13 protein-coding genes are annotated in these 17,289 nt (G+C 67.3%); 9 read left to right on the top strand and 4 right to left on the bottom strand.

Annotation, left to right across the window (positions count from 1 at the left end):
- Positions 1-32 precede the first annotated feature (32 nt).
- Positions 33-3,122: a M14 family metallopeptidase gene (locus FDA38_RS04555; RefSeq protein WP_137252793.1), complete on the bottom strand. Its 3,090-nt coding sequence runs from the start codon at positions 3,120-3,122 to the stop codon at positions 33-35.
- A gap of 139 nt (positions 3,123-3,261) precedes the next feature.
- Between FDA38_RS04555 and FDA38_RS04560 the strand changes: the two genes are divergently transcribed.
- From FDA38_RS04560 to FDA38_RS04570, 3 genes are all read left to right on the top strand, one after another.
- A complete protein-coding gene (locus FDA38_RS04560) occupies positions 3,262-4,836 on the top strand; it encodes an acyl-CoA mutase large subunit family protein (RefSeq protein ID WP_137252794.1) in 1,575 nt (524 codons plus the stop codon).
- A 615-nt stretch (positions 4,837-5,451) separates the two neighbouring features.
- Positions 5,452-5,985: a helix-turn-helix domain-containing protein gene (locus tag FDA38_RS04565; protein WP_137252795.1), complete on the top strand. Its 534-nt coding sequence runs from the start codon at positions 5,452-5,454 to the stop codon at positions 5,983-5,985.
- A gap of 12 nt (positions 5,986-5,997) precedes the next feature.
- Positions 5,998-6,528 (top strand): PIN domain-containing protein, encoded by a 531-nt coding sequence (locus tag FDA38_RS04570; protein WP_137252796.1) that lies wholly within the window; start codon positions 5,998-6,000, stop codon positions 6,526-6,528.
- 28 nt (positions 6,529-6,556) lie between these two features.
- Here FDA38_RS04570 and FDA38_RS04575 read toward each other — a convergent pair whose 3' ends face one another.
- Positions 6,557-7,201: a GNAT family N-acetyltransferase gene (locus FDA38_RS04575; RefSeq protein WP_137252797.1), complete on the bottom strand. Its 645-nt coding sequence runs from the start codon at positions 7,199-7,201 to the stop codon at positions 6,557-6,559.
- A gap of 906 nt (positions 7,202-8,107) precedes the next feature.
- A complete protein-coding gene (locus tag FDA38_RS04580) occupies positions 8,108-9,289 on the bottom strand; it encodes an amidohydrolase (RefSeq protein ID WP_137252798.1) in 1,182 nt (393 codons plus the stop codon).
- A gap of 302 nt (positions 9,290-9,591) precedes the next feature.
- On the opposite strand from FDA38_RS04580, the gene FDA38_RS04585 reads away from it, so the two are divergent.
- The 6 genes from FDA38_RS04585 to FDA38_RS04610 all read left to right on the top strand — a co-directional run bounded on the left by FDA38_RS04585 (position 9,592) and on the right by FDA38_RS04610 (position 16,582).
- The gene (locus tag FDA38_RS04585) at positions 9,592-10,671 is read left to right on the top strand and encodes a BMP family lipoprotein (protein ID WP_137252799.1); all 1,080 of its coding nucleotides are present in this window, start codon (positions 9,592-9,594) and stop codon (positions 10,669-10,671) included.
- Positions 10,672-10,768: 97 nt separating this feature from the next.
- A complete protein-coding gene (locus tag FDA38_RS04590; RefSeq protein WP_137252800.1) occupies positions 10,769-12,319 on the top strand; it encodes an ABC transporter ATP-binding protein in 1,551 nt (516 codons plus the stop codon).
- Positions 12,320-13,537 (top strand): ABC transporter permease, encoded by a 1,218-nt coding sequence (locus tag FDA38_RS04595; RefSeq protein ID WP_137252801.1) that lies wholly within the window; start codon positions 12,320-12,322, stop codon positions 13,535-13,537.
- Positions 13,534-14,823 (top strand): ABC transporter permease, encoded by a 1,290-nt coding sequence (locus tag FDA38_RS04600; protein WP_137252802.1) that lies wholly within the window; start codon positions 13,534-13,536, stop codon positions 14,821-14,823. Before FDA38_RS04595 ends, FDA38_RS04600 begins: the two co-directional genes overlap by 4 nt.
- Positions 14,824-14,918: 95 nt before the next feature.
- Entirely contained in the window at positions 14,919-15,308 is a 390-nt protein-coding gene (locus FDA38_RS04605) for a cytidine deaminase (RefSeq protein WP_233714662.1), read from the top strand.
- Positions 15,308-16,582, top strand: coding sequence for a thymidine phosphorylase (locus FDA38_RS04610; RefSeq protein ID WP_137252804.1), 1,275 nt, complete (start codon positions 15,308-15,310; stop codon positions 16,580-16,582). Before FDA38_RS04605 ends, FDA38_RS04610 begins: the two co-directional genes overlap by 1 nt.
- Here FDA38_RS04610 and FDA38_RS04615 read toward each other — a convergent pair.
- Positions 16,579-17,250 (bottom strand): hypothetical protein, encoded by a 672-nt coding sequence (locus FDA38_RS04615; RefSeq protein ID WP_137252805.1) that lies wholly within the window; start codon positions 17,248-17,250, stop codon positions 16,579-16,581. The genes FDA38_RS04610 and FDA38_RS04615 overlap by 4 nt on opposite strands.
- Positions 17,251-17,289 lie beyond the last annotated feature (39 nt).

The raw sequence follows: 17,289 nt of genomic DNA on the forward strand, positions 1-17,289 counted from the left end.
GTGTCCTTCAGGTGTCGACAGGGCATCCCCAGTTACGGGGTGGTGAACAAGTGAGTCATCGACCGGCGGACCAGGTCGGTGCGCATCGCCTGCGTGGTCAGGCCTTCGGCGCCGAAGCCGAGGTACACCGTGTCCGGTGTGGCCACCCCGGCGCCCTCGTCGAAGGCGGTCGTGGTCCGGATCCAGTCGGTCGGGTTCACGGGTGAGCCGGCCGGCGCACCAGGTACCGCCCAACCGCCGAGATCCGTCTCGAAGGACGTCTGCTCGGTGGCCCCGTCCCGCGTGATCGAGACGTCGTCGACGAAGGCCCCGAGGCCCTGCGTTGACCAGTCACTGACGTAGGTGATCGACAGCTCGACCTGCTTCCCGGCGTACGGCGTGAGGTCGATGTTCCAGTCCTGCCAGCCCCCGCTGGACCCGGACGCCGCATGCCAAGCACCGGTGGTACCGGTCGGTGAGCAGTCCGCACCCTGGTAGTGCGCCAGGAACGGATGCAGCTGCACCACACCGGCCGGACAGCTCTGACCGGTGTCCTGCGAGGTATGGCCGTTCATGTCCGGCAGTGTGGTCCAGTCGTTCTGGCCGACGGTGTGCGCCTCGACCGTCACGAAGTCCCACTCCGCCTCGGTGTCGAAGGAGAACTTGAACGCCATCGACCCGCTCGAGATTCCGCTCAGGTCGACCGTCCGACTGAGCCGCTTGTAGCTCATGTCGGCCTGCCGGCTGTACACGTACTGCGAACCGGTGAACGGCTCGAACGGCGCCCCGCCGGGCCGGTTCCACTTCAGCGGTGCCGAGCTCGCGAACTGCGGGAACTGGGCCTTGGGCAACACACTCGAGGTCAGCACGAAGGCATTCGTGTGGTCCTGGTTGCCGGCTGAATCACCGCCGTTGAGCGTCCCGGTGAACCCGTTGAAGGCACCGGCGGTGCCACGGATCGGAACCGGCGCGCCGTTGCTGTCGCTGCCGCTGTTGTCGACCAGGGTGTAGGCGCCCAGCCAGTACTGCTCGAAGTCGTTGAGCAGCGGCAGGCACGGGTACGCGCGCGCCGTGCACTCACCCTGTTGCTCTTGGAACGGGTTGTAGTAGTACGCCCCGTCCCCGTTGCTCGCATAGCCGGCGTACTTGCCCGTGTAGAGCAACTTGCCGCCCTCGTTGAGGTAGTCGCGGACCGACAGCTCCAGGTCGAGGGCGAGCTCGGCCGCCGTACCGGCCGGTTGCCCGACCTTCCGGGTGATGATGTCGTCGCCGGTCTCCCAGACCACGGCCTTGTAGTGCGACAGCACGCCCAGCGGGTGCGGTGCGGTCCGGTTGTTCGCGTCGACGTCGTACACGTCCGAGGTGATCCCGGACGCGGCGAGGCTGGCGGCGTAGTTGCTCACGTACTTCGCCGTCGTGACGCCCTGCACCGGGCTCGCGCCGGTGACGTCCTCCGCGGCCAGGATCAGTACCTGTCCGCCGATATCGGTGGCGACGTGGTACGTGAAGTGCTCGCCGGCGACGTTGCCCGTCCCCGGTTTGTTGCCGGTGAACCACACCTCGACCGAGTCACCAGGCTTGGTACGGCGTACCGTGCCGCGGAACTCGGCGTAGTACCGGTTGTTGGTGTCGCCGTACCGCTCGCCGCCCTTCCACTCCGAGACCTTGTCGGACACCGCGCGGCCGCCGTTGACGCGGTAGTTGATCCGCAGGTTCTTCAAGGCCCGCTTGGCGATCACCGCGACCGGCTGAGTGGTGCCGTACGAGACCGTGAACGGGTCCGCGACCAGATCGGCGGCCTTCCGGCCGACCACCGAGACCGGGTCGTCGGGGTCCTTGGCGGACTTGGCGACGGACAGCGCGAACGGGATGTTCTTGGTGAACTCGGCCTGGATCAGGCCTTCGTCGTCCGGGAAGCTGAAGACGCTGACGCAGTCCTCCGGCCGCCACTGGTCGTTGGGGTCGACGGCGGACGCGGTCTGGCAGGTCGACATCTCCGGCGTGAACGCCATCGTGCCGTACCTGTTCGCCGCATGGTCGTCGGTCTCGCCGTTGGTGGTGTAGAGCTCGGCGGAGATGTCCGGGTCATAGCCCGGCACTGCGGGATTCGCGTCGTCGCCGGCCATCGCCTCGGAGATCACGTCGTCCGGCGACGGTGTGCTCACCTGCCAGCCGACGCCGTACAGCAGCAGCTGGGCCGCGGAGTGGTAGTTGACCAGCTCGGTGAACTTGACCTTGCGGAACAGCTGGTCGAGGGCCTTCGTCTCTGGCTCGGAGGCCGGGGCCGAACCGCGGTACGTGTCGCTGCTCGGGTCGGGCGACGAACCCTCGTTGTCGTAGCCCCACTTGGTCGGCAGGTTGCGGTTCAGGTCGACACCGTCGCCAGGGGCGATGAGGCCGTCGCCGTTGTTGTCGCGGAGGTTCTTGCGCCACAACCGGTCGCCGGTGAACGTGTAGTCGTAGCCGTCCGGGTTGGCCACCGGCAGGAACCACAGCTCGGTCGTGTTGACCAGCTTGGTGATCTCGGCGTTGTGGCCGTAGCCGTCGATCACGTAGTGCATCAGCCGGCGCACCATCTCCGGGGTGATCCACTCGCGGGCGTGCTGGGTGCCGGAGTACAGCACCGAAGGCTTGGCGCCGTCGGGCAGCAGACGGGCGCCCAGGCTCACCTTGACGGCGACGATCGGCTTGCCCTGCACCGTCGTACCGATGGTGACCAGCTTGGCCAGCAACGGATGCGCGGCCGCTGTCTGGGTCAGCTCGTCGGACAGACCGCCGGGCCCGCTGTACGGGCGGAACACGGTCGGGCCGGCCGCGGCGAGCCTGGCGGCCTCGTCGGAGGCTGCATGGCCCTTGACCTGCTTGACCTTCAGATCGACGCCGTCTGAGCGGAGCTTGGCAGCCTGCCGCTCGGACATCACGACCTCGACCTTGACCTTGCCGTCGGCTGTCTGGCCGGTGGCCAGGTCCGAGCGGTCCACCCCGGTGTCGACGACCTTCTGCAGCTGTTGCGCGCTGAGGTCTCCGACGTACACCTCGAGGCCGTCACCTCCTTGGCCTGGTACTGCGGTGGCAGCCTGTCCGGCGGCCAATCCGCCCGCTACGACAGCCAGTACTGCGATCAGAGCAGAAGTTCTTCGCATGTCGCCCCTCCCCGGTCGACGGTGCATACCGTCGCAGCGTCCTGTGAGCCACGTCACGAGTCAACAGCTGGGAGCGGGCGGGTCGCTGGGCGTGCTCGGCGTCATACCAGTCGGGCGGTGGTTCGCCTACCTTTGGGGGATGAGTCATCGCAGCGAGTCGGGGTTCGAGTTCGATCCGGTGTACGAGCCGCTGGACGGGTTCGACCCGGCGGCGAAACTCGGGGAGCCGGGGGAGTTCCCGTACACCCGGGGCGTGTACCCGACGATGTACACGCAGCGACCGTGGACGATGCGGCAGTACGCCGGGTTCGGGACGGCGGCCGAGTCGAACCAGCGGTACCACCAGCTGATCGACCACGGGACCATGGGCCTGTCGGTCGCGTTCGACCTGCCGACGCAGATGGGGTACGACTCCGACGCCACGATCGCTTCCGGTGAGGTCGGGAAGGTCGGGGTGGCGATCGACTCGATCGACGACATGCGGGTGCTGTTCGACAAGATCCCGTTGGACCAGGTGTCGACGTCGATGACGATCAACGCGCCCGGGTCGGTGCTGCTCCTGCTGTACCAGTTGGTGGCCGAGGAGCAGGGCGTGTCCGCGGACAAGCTCACCGGCACGATCCAGAACGACGTACTGAAGGAGTACATCGCCCGCGGGACGTACATCTACCCGCCGAAGGAGTCGCTGCGGCTGATCAGCGACATCTTCGCGTACTGCCACGCGGAGCTGCCGCGGTGGAACACGATCTCGATCTCCGGCTACCACATGGCCGAGGCGGGGGCGACGCCTGCGCAGGAGATCGCGTTCACGTTGGCGAACGGGATCGAGTATGTGCGCGCGGCGGTCGCGTCCGGGTTGGATGTGGACGAGTTCGCGCCGCGGTTGTCGTTCTTCTTCGTGGCGCGGACGACGCTGCTGGAGGAGGTCGCGAAGTTCCGGGCGGCGCGGCGGATCTGGGCGCGGGTGATGCGGGATTCGTTTGGCGCCAAGAATCCGAAGTCGTTGATGCTGCGCTTCCACACGCAGACGGCCGGCGTACAGCTGACCGCGCAGCAGCCCGAGGTGAATCTGGTGCGGGTGGCGATCCAGGGGTTGGCCGCCGTACTTGGTGGAACGCAGTCTTTGCACACCAACTCGTACGACGAGGCGATCGCGCTGCCGACGGAGAAGGCTGCTCGGTTGGCGCTGCGCACGCAACAGGTGCTGGCTTATGAAACGGACATCACCGCGACGGTGGATCCGTTTGCCGGCTCGTATGTGGTGGAGTCGCTCACCGACGAGGTCGAGGCCGCCGCGCTCGAGTTGATGGACCAGGTCGAGGAGTACGGCGGGGCCGTCGCCGCGATCGAGAAGGGCTTCCAGAAACAGGAGATCGAGCGCTCGGCGTACCAGATCGCCAAGGAGATCGACTCCGTCGAACGCGTCGTCGTCGGCATGAACAAGTTCAAGATCGCGGAGGAGGAGCCGTACGAACCCCTCCGCGTCGACCCCACCATCGAAGCCCAGCAAACCGCCCGCCTAGCCACCCTCCGCGCCACCCGCAACCAGTCCGCCGTCGACAAAGCCCTGGCGGCCTTGAAAAAAGCCGCCCAAGGCAACGACAACTGCCTCTACCCCATGAAAGACGCGCTAAAGGCGAGAGCCACCGTGGGCGAAGTCTGCAACACCCTCCGAGAAGTCTGGGGCGTCTACGTCCCCGCCGACACCTTCTAGAACAGGCGAAAGGACACCGCTTCGCGGCGGCTGCCTTGTTGGCTGCCTTCGGCGTGCGCGTCCATCTCGCGCGTGCCTGTTCCGGCGCGTGCGACGTCCTGGTCGAGCAGGACCGCAGATCGGACACCGCTTCGCGGCGGCTGCCTTGTCGGCCGCCTTCGGCGGCGTGCGAGTCCGTCTTAGGTGTGCTGGTCCGCCGCGCGCGACGTCCCGATCGGGCTGGACCGCAGATCGGTCACCGCTCCGCGGCGGCTGTTTTATTGGCCGCCTTCGGCGGCGTGTGCGCATTCGTACCGTGCGCATCGCTCCGGCGCGTGCAAACGCGCGCAAACGTAGACCGGGCGCTGTATCGCGCAGCTGCCTGTTGAGCACCTCCGGCGGCGGGCGGCAGCTGCCTTCTCGCGTCGGAGGTGTGCGGCGTCGCCTGCGGATGAGGCATCTCGCGGGTGCCGGGCCGGCTACGGCTGATGTGCGAGGAAGGGTGAGGCCGGGGATCTGCGGCTGCGTGCTGCGGTGTTCGGATCGGCACCGCGTGATTTGTTAAACCGCTTACCGCATGCAACCATATTCGAACGTTACGAAAGCAGATGCGGATCGTCCGTTTCCGGAGGTGTCATGGCTGCCGAGCTCTTCGAGTCGCAGACCTACCTGTCTGAGGAGCAGGAGCAGATGGCGACGATCGCCAGCTTCCTCGATGCGCACCACAGCAAGACTGGTGAGCGCCCGGAGCGGCGCTACTTCCTCGCAGGTGCTGAAGAACACGACCAGATCGAGGTCCCGGAGGCTCTCCACCTCGTACTGGTTCAGGCTGTCGCAGCGCTGAAGGCGGGCAAGGCTGTCACGATCTCGCCGACCATGCCGAAGCTGACGACCCAGCAGGCCGCGGATCTTCTCGGGGTCAGCCGGCCAACCATGGTTCGGTTGATCGACGCCGGCGAACTCGCCAGCGAGCGGATCGGCAATCGCCGGAAGGTCCTGCTGCGAGACCTCCTTGCCTATCGCGAAGTACGGCGGCAGCGGCAGTACCAGGCGATCGCCGACACCTCGGCCGACGTGAGCGAAGACGAAGACCCCGCAGTTCTGACCGAGCGGCTCAAGCGGATCCGTCGGCAGCGTGCCGAGCACAGAAAGCGAAGTACCGATCTCTGAGAGTATTGGTCGGTGTTCGCCGCCCTCCTCGATACCTGCGTCCTGTGGCCCAGCCGACAGCGTGACTTCCTCCTCAGCCTCGCCGTGGAGAACCTCTATCGTCCGCTGTGGAGCAGCGCGATCCTCGATGAGCTGCGAGCCTGTGAGATCGACAAGCACATGTTGAAGCACGGACTCTCCGAACCTGATGCGGAGTCCAAGGCTGCGTATCTCATCGAGCAGATGCGGACGTACTTCGACGACGCCGAAGTACGCAACTGGGAGCCGTACGAGGGCACGTTCGGGCTTCCTGACCCGTATGACGAGCACGTCCTCGCGGCCGCCGTGGCTGGGCATGCGGTCCCGCACGGTATCGAGATTTTGATGCCGTGCGAGTTCGCGGCCAACACCGTTGCGGTCTCACCGCAACGTGCTCTGAAGGCAGTCATGAAGCTGACCCAGCGATACAAGACGCCGCCGGTCTCGGTGGACGACTTCCTCAAGGTCCTTCGCGACACGCACGGGCTGGACGAGGCGGTCGACCTGATCGATGAATTCCGCTAGCGGTCGGAGCCGCTGACCTCCGCGCGCGTCACGACAGCGGCAGGTAGGTCTGGCAGGCCTCGGCGTTGTGGAGTTGGATGTCGGTTCGGCGTTGTTGTTGCCAGTTGTCTCTTGTCAGGCGCCACCGGTTGAGGAGGGCGGGTTCGCCCAGGCGGGTGGCCCAGTCTGAGCCGTTGGGCTCGTAGCCGAGGGCTTGGGAGATTGCGTTCGAACCGTGGTTGTCCACGAACGCGTCGCTGCCCGCCTCCTTCGCCCCGAGCCCCTCGAACGCGAGGTGCAAGATCGCGGCCCGCATCTCACGCCCGAGCCCGCGACCGCGCTCATCGGCAGACAGCCAAGAGAAGCTCGTCACCGTTCCGAGCGTGGAGAAGTTGACCCCGATGAGGTCCTGCATCCCGACCGGACGCCCGTCCACGACAACGACGAAGTACAGCCGCCAAGCATCAGGCTCAACCTTGCCGCGCCCACGCCAGATCGCCCGCAACCACTTGGCCACCCGCTGATCAGGATCCGGCTCGTACAGCGAGATCGGGTCGTCGTACGGCGGCGGCTCGGCATCCGTCTTCCCAGCCCGCACGACGTCCGCGAGCTCCCCCAACAGCTCATCGGTCGCACCCCGCAGCTCCAACACCGGCGTACTGACCCGCACATCAAGCAGCGGATAACTCGTCATACGCCGATCCAACACCACCCACCCTCGACGGCTCCGACTGCCTTCTCGGCCCGCGTCGGACTCGGCGACGATCGAAGATGCTTTGAAAGTAACAACATGTTGTTACTTTTCGAGCATCAAGAAGTGAGTGCTGTGCGTGCGGTCGATGTGCTGGAGTCGCTGGAGCTGCTTGGTTCCGGCCAGTGGGGGTCACTACCGACGTACGTCGGCAGACCATCCAGCCCGACACCAGGTACCGCAGGCGCGCTCTGCCGGGTGGAGACGTCACCTAGGTCGACGGGCTATCGGTAACCACCGTGGCCCGCACGGTCAACGACCTGAGTTGCTCGACGAGTTCCTCCGAGCATTCGGGCAGCGCACGCTTGTCCGGAAGAAGTTGATCCCTGGCGCCGACCTCGCGAACGAAGCTAAGAACCGGGGCGTACGGCTGACCCTGTCCGCGAGCAGTACTAGGAGCTGATCCAGGAAAGCTTGCCACGGACAACGGTCGCGTTCGCGTGCGTCGACCGGACTGCCTCGGTCATCTCGTCGTTCGTGATTACGGTGTGCTCAGCCTCATAGGAAGCCAAGAACTGATCCATCGCGTGCAGCGACGTGATGCTGTGTCGACGCCGGCGTTGTCGCTGCCGGGCTGCTGTGAGGACGCAGCAACCTCTGTGGCCAGGGTGGCCGTTGCCGAGGGGTTGTCCTTGTCGCTCACACCGCCAACCTCGTCGCGGTGAGGCGACTGCCCTGCCCTGACGGTCGCGCGGTGCAGCGTCGTCGGTTCGGTGCGAGTTGCCCGCGCCGAACGCATCTGCCCGGTGCGCGTTCGCCTCACGCCGCGGGAGGCGGCCGGTAAGACAGCCGCCGCGGAGCGGTGTCATTTGGGTGGCTCGGCACTTGTTGCCGCGGAGCAGTGTCCGTTTAGTCGAGGAGGGCGGTGGAGGTTAGGACTGTGGTGCCTAGGGTGATGGCTTCTTCGGAGGGGGTGAAGCCGGGGGTGTGGAGGTCGGCGGCGGATTCGGCGGAGGGGTGGCGGACCCCTAGGCGGGCCATGGCGCCGGGGACGTGTTCGAGGTACCAGGCGAAGTCTTCGCCGCCGAGGCTCTGGTCGGTCGGTGCGAGGGCGCTCGACCCGAGCGTCTGCTGTACGGCGTTCTGCAGCACCCCGATCGCCGTCGCGTCGTTCATGACCGGCGGTACGCCGTGCGTGACCTCCGTGTCGACCTCCACGCCGTACGGCCGGACGATCTGCTCGGCCAGCGACGGGATCAGCTCCTCGGCCAACCGCCATGCGCTGGCGTCGAGGCACCGCAACGTCCCCTCGGCCTCACCGCGGGACGGGATCGCGTTGGCGGCTGAGCCTGACGTGATGCGCCCCCAGACGAGCGACATCCCGGCCCGCGGATCAACCCGCCGCGACAGAGCAGCCGGAAGCTCCGACACCAGCCTCGCGAGCGCGTAGACGAGGTCCGCGGTCAGATGCGGCCGCGACGTGTGACCACCAGGCCCGGTCAGCCGCACCAGGATCCGGTCGGCGGCAGCAGTCAGCGCGCCTACCCGCAGTCCGATCTCACCGACCTGCAGCCGCGGGTCGCAGTGCAGCCCATAAATACGGCGGACCCCGTCGAGTCCGCCGGCTGCGATGACGCCGAGTGCTCCGCCCGGCATCACTTCTTCCGCAGGCTGGAAGATCACCCGCACCCGCCGGTCCAACTGCCCGTCGCGAGCCATCCCGGCCAGTACCAGCGCCGATCCGAGCAACGCCGACGTGTGTACGTCGTGACCGCACGCGTGAGCGACCCCGTCGATGGTCGACCGCCACGGCGTGTCCACGCCGTCCGGCACCGGCAACGCGTCGATATCGGCCCGCAGCGCCACGCACGAGTCGCCGGCGCCGATGTCGCAGATCAGCCCGGTCCCGGTCGGCAACACGCGCGGGGAGAGCCCGGCCTCGACCAGTCGCTTCTCGAGGATCTCGGTGGTCCGGACCTCGTGCCACCCGAGCTCCGGGTGCGCGTGCAGATCCCGCCGTACGTCGACCATCTCCTCGCGCACCGCCTCGACCCGCGCGAGCACGTCCGCGACCAGCAACTGATGACTCATCCCGAGATTGTGCACCAGCCGTGGTCAAGACCCACAGCGGGTGGGACCCACAGTGACGACCACGGACCGTGAGAGCCACCACGGAGCGTGCACACCGTGACGTGGGTACCGCAGCCGGTGACCATGCCGGAGAAGTTGTCGAAATGTGACGAGAATGCCGGTCACTTTCCGGTATCGAGGCCTGCTCGACGTTCAAAGAATGACGGGCCGCGCCCTATAGTCTGCGGATGCGGCACGTGGGGGAAGGCGTGCCGGGCAGAAGCAGTGGCACAGGTTTTTCTGGTCGACGAAGGAGACGTCCGGTGAAGAAGTACGTGCGGGGAACGGCGATCGTGGGCGTACTGACGCTCGCCGTCGCCGCTTGTGGCAGCAAGCCGAGCGACAGCGCGAGCTCCGGCAGTAGCGCCAACAAGGACTTCAAGGCCTGCATGGTCTCCGACTCGGGGGGTTTCGACGACAAGTCGTTCAACCAGACCTCGTACAAGGGCCTGCAGGACGCCGTCAAGGAGCGCGGCCTGACCGAGGTCAAGGCCGAGTCGAAGTCCGACAACGACTACACGACGAACATGACCGCGATGGTCAGCGCCAAGTGCAACGTCATCGTCGCCGTCGGCTTCAAGCTCGAGGACGCCACCGAGGCCGCGGCCAAGGCGAACCCGAACATCAAGTTCGCGATCGTCGACTCCGCGCCGAAGGCGCCGATCGCCAACCTGAAGCCGCTGCTGTTCAACACCGCGCAGTCCAGCTTCCAGGCCGGCTACCTGGCCGCCGCGATGACGCAGTCCGGCAAGGTCGGCACGTTCGGCGGTCTGCAGATCCCGACCGTGACCATCTTCATGGACGGCTTCGCCCAGGGCGTGCGCTACTACAACACGCAGAAGAGCAAGAACGTCCAGGTGCTCGGCTGGGACGACCAGAAGCAGAAGGGTCTGTTCACCGGCGACTTCGAGGACAAGGCCAAGGGTCAGAACAACGCGCAGAACCTGATCACCCAGGGCGCGGACGTGCTGTTCCCGGTCGCCGGCCCCTCGGGTCTGGGCGGTCTGCAGGCGGCCAAGGCCAGCAACGGCAAGGTCAACGCGATCTGGGTCGACACCGACGGCTGCATCAGCGCCGAGGAGTACTGCTCGGTGCTGATGAGCAGCGTCGAGAAGGGTATGGACGTCGCCGTGAAGGACGCGGTGATCTCGGTCGTCGACAACAAGTTCGACAACACCCAGTTCACCGGCACCCTGCAGAACGGCGGTACGGCGATCGCGCCGTTCCACGACTTCGACAGCAAGGTCCCGGCGGACGTGAAGTCGGAGCTGGACCAGATCAAGGCCGACATCATCAGCGGCAAGATCACCATCGAGTCGAAGGTTCAGCCCAAGGCGTCCTGAACCGCCGCACGTTTGCGTAGTACGGTGCGAGCCAGGAAGGCAGCGGACCCACCGGTCCAGCCTTCCTGGCTCGCCGTCTGAAGGGGAGGCTGCCCGCATGCACCTCGAGCTGTCCGGCCTGACCAAGAGCTTCGGCTCGCTGGTCGCCAACGACCACATCGACCTGGTGATCGAGCCGGGCGAGATCCACTGCCTGCTCGGTGAGAACGGCGCCGGCAAGAGCACGCTGATGAACATGCTCTACGGGCTGTTGCAGCCCGACGAGGGCGAGATCCTGATCGACGGCGAGAAGGTCCGGATCACCTCGCCGAGCGACGCGATCAAGCACGGTATCGGCATGGTGCACCAGCACTTCATGCTCGTCCCGGTGTTCACCGTTGCCGAGAACATCATGCTCGGCCGGGAGAACACCCGGTTCGGCGGCGTGCTGGACCGGAAGAAGGCCGATGCCCTCGTCAACGAGCTGTCCGAGCGGTACGGGTTCGAGGTCGATCCCGAAGCCCTGGTCGAGGACATCCCGGTCGGCGTCCAGCAGCGGGTGGAGATCATCAAGGCGCTCGCCAACGACGCCAGCGTGCTGATCCTGGACGAGCCGACCGCCGTACTCACCCCGGCCGAGATCGACGAGCTGATCGCCGTCATGCGGCAGCTCAAGGAGAACGGCACGTCGATCGTCTTCATCACCCACAAGCTCAAAGAGGTCAAGGCGATCGCGGACAAGATCACCGTGATCCGCCGCGGCAAGGTGGTCGGTCAGGCCGAGCCGTCGGAGACCGAGGAACAGCTCGCCGAGCTGATGGTCGGCCGCGCGGTCGACCTGGTCGTCGACAAGGAGCCGGCCCAGCCCAAGGACGTCGTACTGCGGGTCGAAGGGCTGACCGTGATCGACGAGCGCGGGTTCACCGCCGTCGACGACGTGGACCTCGAGGTCCGGGCCGGTGAGATCCTCGCGGTGGCCGGTGTCCAGGGCAACGGTCAGACCGAGCTCGCCGAGGCACTGCTCGGGCTGACGCAGATCGCGGCCGGGAAGATCTCGCTGGACGGCGAGGACCTGACCGGCCGGACCACCAGACAGCGGCTGGACGCCGGCATCGGCTACGTCCCGGAGGATCGCGCGCACGACGGTTTCGTCGGCTCGTTCACGGTCGCCGAGAACCTCGTCCTCGACCTGTTCCGGCAGGCGCCGTTCGGCAACGGGCTGGCGCTGCGGACCGACGAGATCAACAAGAACGCGCAGGCCCGGGTGGACGAGTTCGACATCCGTACCCAGAGCATCGATCTGCCGGTGTCGTCGCTGTCCGGCGGTAACCAGCAGAAGGTCGTGCTGGCCCGCGAGTTGTCCCGGCCGCTGAAGCTGCTGGTGGCCTCGCAGCCCACCCGCGGTGTCGACGTCGGCTCGATCGAGTTCCTGCACAGCCGGATCGTCGAGGAGCGTGACAACGGCACCGCCGTACTGATCGTGTCCACCGAGCTGGACGAGATCGCGGCGCTGACCGACCGGGTCGCGGTGATGTACCGCGGCAAGGTGGTCGGCGTCGTACCGGCCGACACCCCGCGCGACGAGCTCGGCCTGATGATGGCCGGCGCCTCCAAGTCCGAGGCGCACGACGTCGCGATCGAGAACCCGACCACGTTGGGAACCATCTAGATGAGCCCCGAAGAAGACACAGACACAACGGTCGAGCCGGCTCCGGCCGCGCCCGCACCGGCCAAGGAACCGCGGCGGTCCGGCCTGCCGTCGTGGGCGGTCCAGGGCCTGGTCTCACTGAGCGCGATCGTGCTGGCCCTGGTGGTCGGGGCGATCCTGATCATCGTCAGCGACGACCAGGTGAAGACCGCGATGGGGTACTTCGGCGCCGCGCCGATGGACACGATCTCCGCGGCCGCGAGTGCCGTCGGTGAGGCCTACAAGGCGCTCGCCCTCGGTGCGTTCGGCTCGGTCACCGCGATCAGCGAATCGTTGACCCAGGCAACTCCGCTGATCTGCGGCGGTCTGGCGGTCTCGCTCGCGTTCCGCACCGGACTGTTCAACATCGGCGCCCAGGGCCAGCTGATCGCCGGCGCGATCCTGGCGGCGTACGTCGGCTTCGCCTGGCACCTGCCGCCCGGCCTGCACCTGATCGTGGCGATCCTGGCCGGGCTGCTCGGCGGCGCGATCTGGGGCGGCGTCGTCGGGCTGCTGAAGGCGCGCACCGGCGCCCATGAGGTGATCGTGACGATCATGCTGAACTACGTCGCGATCTATCTGCTCGCCTGGCTGCTGACCACCTCGGCGTTCCAGCGGCCCGGGCGGACCGACCCGATCTCGCCGATCGTCGACTCGAACGCGCAGTACCCGCAGTTCGGCGACACTCGGTTGCACGGCGGGTTCATCCTCTCGGTGCTGGCCGCGATCTTCGTCTGGTGGCTGCTGAACCGGTCCACGATCGGGTTCGAGCTGCGCGCCGTCGGTGCGAACGCCGACGCGTCGCGGACCGCGGGCATGTCGGTCGGCCGCGCGTACATCATCGCGATGGTTGTCGCGGGTGCGCTCGCGGGTCTGGCCGGCACCCAGCAGGTGCTCGGGACCGACCTGCCGCTGACCGACGGGGTCGCGGCGTCAGTCGGGTTCGACGCGATCACGGTCGCGCTGCTCGGCCGCGGTACACCGCTGGGCACCGTGCTGGCCGGCCTGCTGTTCGGCGCGCTGAACGCAGGCGGTCTGCAGATGCAGCTGATCACGCAGACGCCGCTGACTCTCACCACCGTCCTGCAGGCGGTCATCGTGCTGTTCGTCGCGGCTCCGGCCCTGGTGCGCTCGATCTTCCGCTTCCTGCCGAAGGAACGCGGCAGCGGCCCCGTCCTCGCGAAAGGCTGGAACGGATGAGCGAGACGACTCCCGACGCCGTACCCGCGGCGCCCGCGAAGCCGCAGGTCATCGAGGCGCCGGCCGATCGGACCCGCCGGTTGCGGGTCGGCGGCCTGATGCTGGTGTTCGCACTGATCGGTCTGCTGCTGGCGATCTTCACCAAGAGCGGCAAAGCGACGTTCCAGCTGGTCTCCGGCGACCTGCAGAACAACCTGCTCCACTTGCCGGCGCAAGCGGTGGCTCTGCTGCTCGGCATCATCGGCGTGGCCGCCGCGGCTGCCTACATCGTGCGCCGGGTGCCGCAGCGGTACGCCGGTTGGCTGGCCGCGCTGCTCGGCATCTGTTTCATCGGCGCGTTCCTCTGCTGGGCCGCCGCGGGCAAGACCTTCCCGCTGGCGAACCAGTTCCAGGGCACGCTGAACTTCGCGACTCCGCTGATCCTGGGCGCGCTCGCCGGCGTACTGTCCGAGCGGGCCGGCGTCATCAACATCGCGATCGAGGGCCAGTTCCTGGTCGGCGCGTTCACCGCGGCCGTCGTCTCCAGTACGACGGGGAGCGCGGCGGCGGCCCTGATCGCAGCCGCCGCGACCGGTGTGCTGATGGCGGCGCTGCTGGCCGTGTTCTCGATCAAGTACCTGGTCAACCAGGTCGTGCTCGGTGTCGTGCTCGTGGTCTTCGCGACCGGTATCACCGGCTTCCTGTTCGACGAGTTCCTGCAACCGGACGCGAACAAGCTGAACACGCCCGAGGTGCTGACGGCGATCAAGATCCCCGGTCTGGCCAGCATCCCCTTCTTCGGGCCGATCCTGTTCAACCAGACGATCCTGGTGTACCTGACCTACCTCGCGGTCGCGGTCGTCACGTTCGTGCTGTTCCAGACCCGCTGGGGCCTGCGGATCCGCGCGGTCGGCGAGCACCCGAAGGCGGCCGACACGGTCGGCATCAAGGTCAAGCGGATCCGGTACTCCGCCGTACTCTCGGCCGGGATCCTCGCGGGTCTGGGCGGCGCGTTCTTCACGGTCGGGTACGCCGGTTCGTTCTCGAAGGAGATGACCGCGGGCAACGGGTTCATCGCGCTGGCCGCACTGATCATGGGCCGCTGGCACCCGATCGGGGCGACGGTCGCGGCGCTGTTCTTCGGCTTCGCTACCCAGTTGCAGTCCCAGCTGCAGATCATCCAGGTCCCGATCCCCGGCGAACTGTTGCTGATGGCCCCTTACCTGGCCACGATCATCGCGGTCGCCGGCCTGGTAGGCAGAGTGAGAGCACCGAAGGCCGATGGTGAGCCCTACGTCACCGACTAGCTCCGCCCCGAGCCTGTGGCTGCTCGCTCTTCTCCCGCCCGCATCCGCCCGGAGGGCGGATGCGGGCGGGAGGTGTGATGGGAGATGCTGAAGCGGTGGATGTGGACTGGGAGCGGTTGAGGGCAACTGCTGTTGAAGTCATGGAGCGGGCTTATGCGCCCTATTCCGGGTTCGCGGTCGGGGCTGCGGCGTTGGTGGACGACGGGCGGGTGGTTGCCGGGTGCAACGTGGAGAACGCGTCGTACGGGCTCACGCTGTGTGCCGAGTGCGGGCTGGTGTCGGAGTTGCATCGGACCGGCGGCGGGCGGCTCGTGGCGTTCACCTGTGTGGACCATCATGGGGATCTGCTCACGCCGTGCGGGCGCTGCCGCCAGTTGCTGCACGAGAACGGCGGGCCGGGTCTGCTGCTGGAGACGCCGACCGGACCGCGCCCGTTGCGTGAGTTGTTGCCCGACGCGTTCGGGCCGGAGGACTTGGAGAACTGATGAGTTTCGACGCGGTGGATGTCATCCGGGCCAAGCGGGACAAGGGCGAGCTGAGCGACGGGCAGATCGACTGGGTGATCGACGCCTACACCAAGGGCGACGTCGCCGACGAGCAGATGTCCGCGCTCGCGATGGCGATCCTGCTGAACGGGATGAACCGGCGCGAGATCGCCCGCTGGACCGCGGCGATGATCGCGTCCGGCGAGCGGATGGACTTCGGCAAGCTGTCCCGGCCGACCGCGGACAAGCACTCGACCGGCGGCGTCGGCGACAAGATCACGTTGCCGCTGGCACCTTTGGTGGCGGCGTGCGGGGTCGCCGTACCGCAGCTGTCGGGGCGCGGCCTCGGGCACACCGGCGGGACGCTGGACAAGCTCGAGTCGATCCCGGGCTGGCGGGCGGCGCTGTCGAACGACGAGATGATGCATCAGTTGGAGGACGTCGGCGCAGTCATCTGCGCGGCTGGTGACGGGCTGGCGCCGGCCGACAAGAAGTTGTACGCGCTGCGTGACGTGACCGGTACGGTCGAGGCGATCCCGCTGATCGCCAGCTCGATCATGAGCAAGAAGATTGCCGAAGGCACCGGTGCGTTGGTGCTGGACGTGAAGGTCGGCTCCGGCGCGTTCATGAAGGATCTGGCCGGCGCGCGCGAGCTGGCCGAGACGATGGTTGCTCTGGGCACGGACGCCGGCGTGAAGACCGTTGCCCTGCTCACCGACATGTCCGTGCCGCTCGGTCTGACCGCGGGTAACGCGCTCGAGGTTCGCGAATCGGTCGAGGTGCTGGCCGGAGGCGGTCCCGCGGACGTGATCGAGCTGACCGTTGCCCTCGCCAAGGAGATGCTCGCCGCGGCCGGCGTCACCGACGTCGACCCGGCCGAGAAGCTGAACGACGGTACGGCGATGGACGCGTGGCGCGCGATGATCTCGGCCCAGGGCGGCGACCCGTCCGCGGAGCTCCCGGTCGCGCCGGAGCAACACGTCGTACCGGCTCCTGCGTCTGGGACGCTGTCCAAGCTCGATGCGCTGGCGGTGGGTGTGGCTGCGTGGCGGCTGGGTGCCGGGCGGGCTCGCAAGGAGGACCCGGTGTCGGCGGTGGCCGGCGTCGAGATGCATGCGAAGCCTGGCGATCAGATCCAGGAAGGTCAGCCGCTGCTGACCCTGCACACGGATGACCCGAGCCGCATCGATCGTGCGCTGGAGTCGCTGGCAGACGCGGTGGCCGTGGCGGACTCCTACCAGCCGGGTCCGTTGGTGATCGACCGAATCGGTTAGCTCGAGGTCGCGGTGAGGCGGGCTCGCTGTTCCTTCGCGAGTGCGGTGGCGAGCGCGGTGTCCGGGGTGAGATTGCTGCCCAGGGCACCTACCTCGCGGACGCTGATCTCGACCACCATCGGCCCGACGGCAAGGCTGACCTCGGCAATCGCGCTGGACTGGTCGGTGCCGCCGTCGTACTCCACCCTGGCGTCGGAGAGCGCGCCGGGGAGGTCGAACGGGTGCTCGTGGGTGTCCTGGTTCCAGAAGCCCTTCTGGAGGGCCGCTGCCTTGCCGGCCGAGCCGGTCTTGAACAGCTGCAGCGTGAAGCGCTTCTTCTTGTCGGGGCTGAGCCGGGACGCGCGGTAACCCTCGACGAAGCTGGCGTTCAGCAGGAGGGCGCGGTCCAGCGCGGGGTCAGCCGACCAGGTGTTGAGGAAGCCGGTCGCCGTGAACGGGCCGGTGGCGTTGGCGCGCGGGTCTGCGACGTAGCCGCGGGGCAGTACGGCGAGGCCGACGAGCGAGCCCTTCGCCTTCTGAGCCGGGCCCGACAGCGAATGCTTGGCTGCCGGGGACTCTGCGGCGGTTGCCGACGAACCGTCCTCGTTGCCGCAGGCGGTCACAGCCAGCAGCAAGGCGGTTACTACAACGGCAGCGCCTACGGCTTGACTCCGCGCAGTCCGCGTCACGGTCCCTCTCCGTCCAGCAACTCGCCCCCGAGCGCATCC

Source organism: Kribbella jiaozuonensis (genome assembly GCF_005233875.1).
Lineage (GTDB): Bacteria > Actinomycetota > Actinomycetes > Propionibacteriales > Kribbellaceae > Kribbella > Kribbella jiaozuonensis.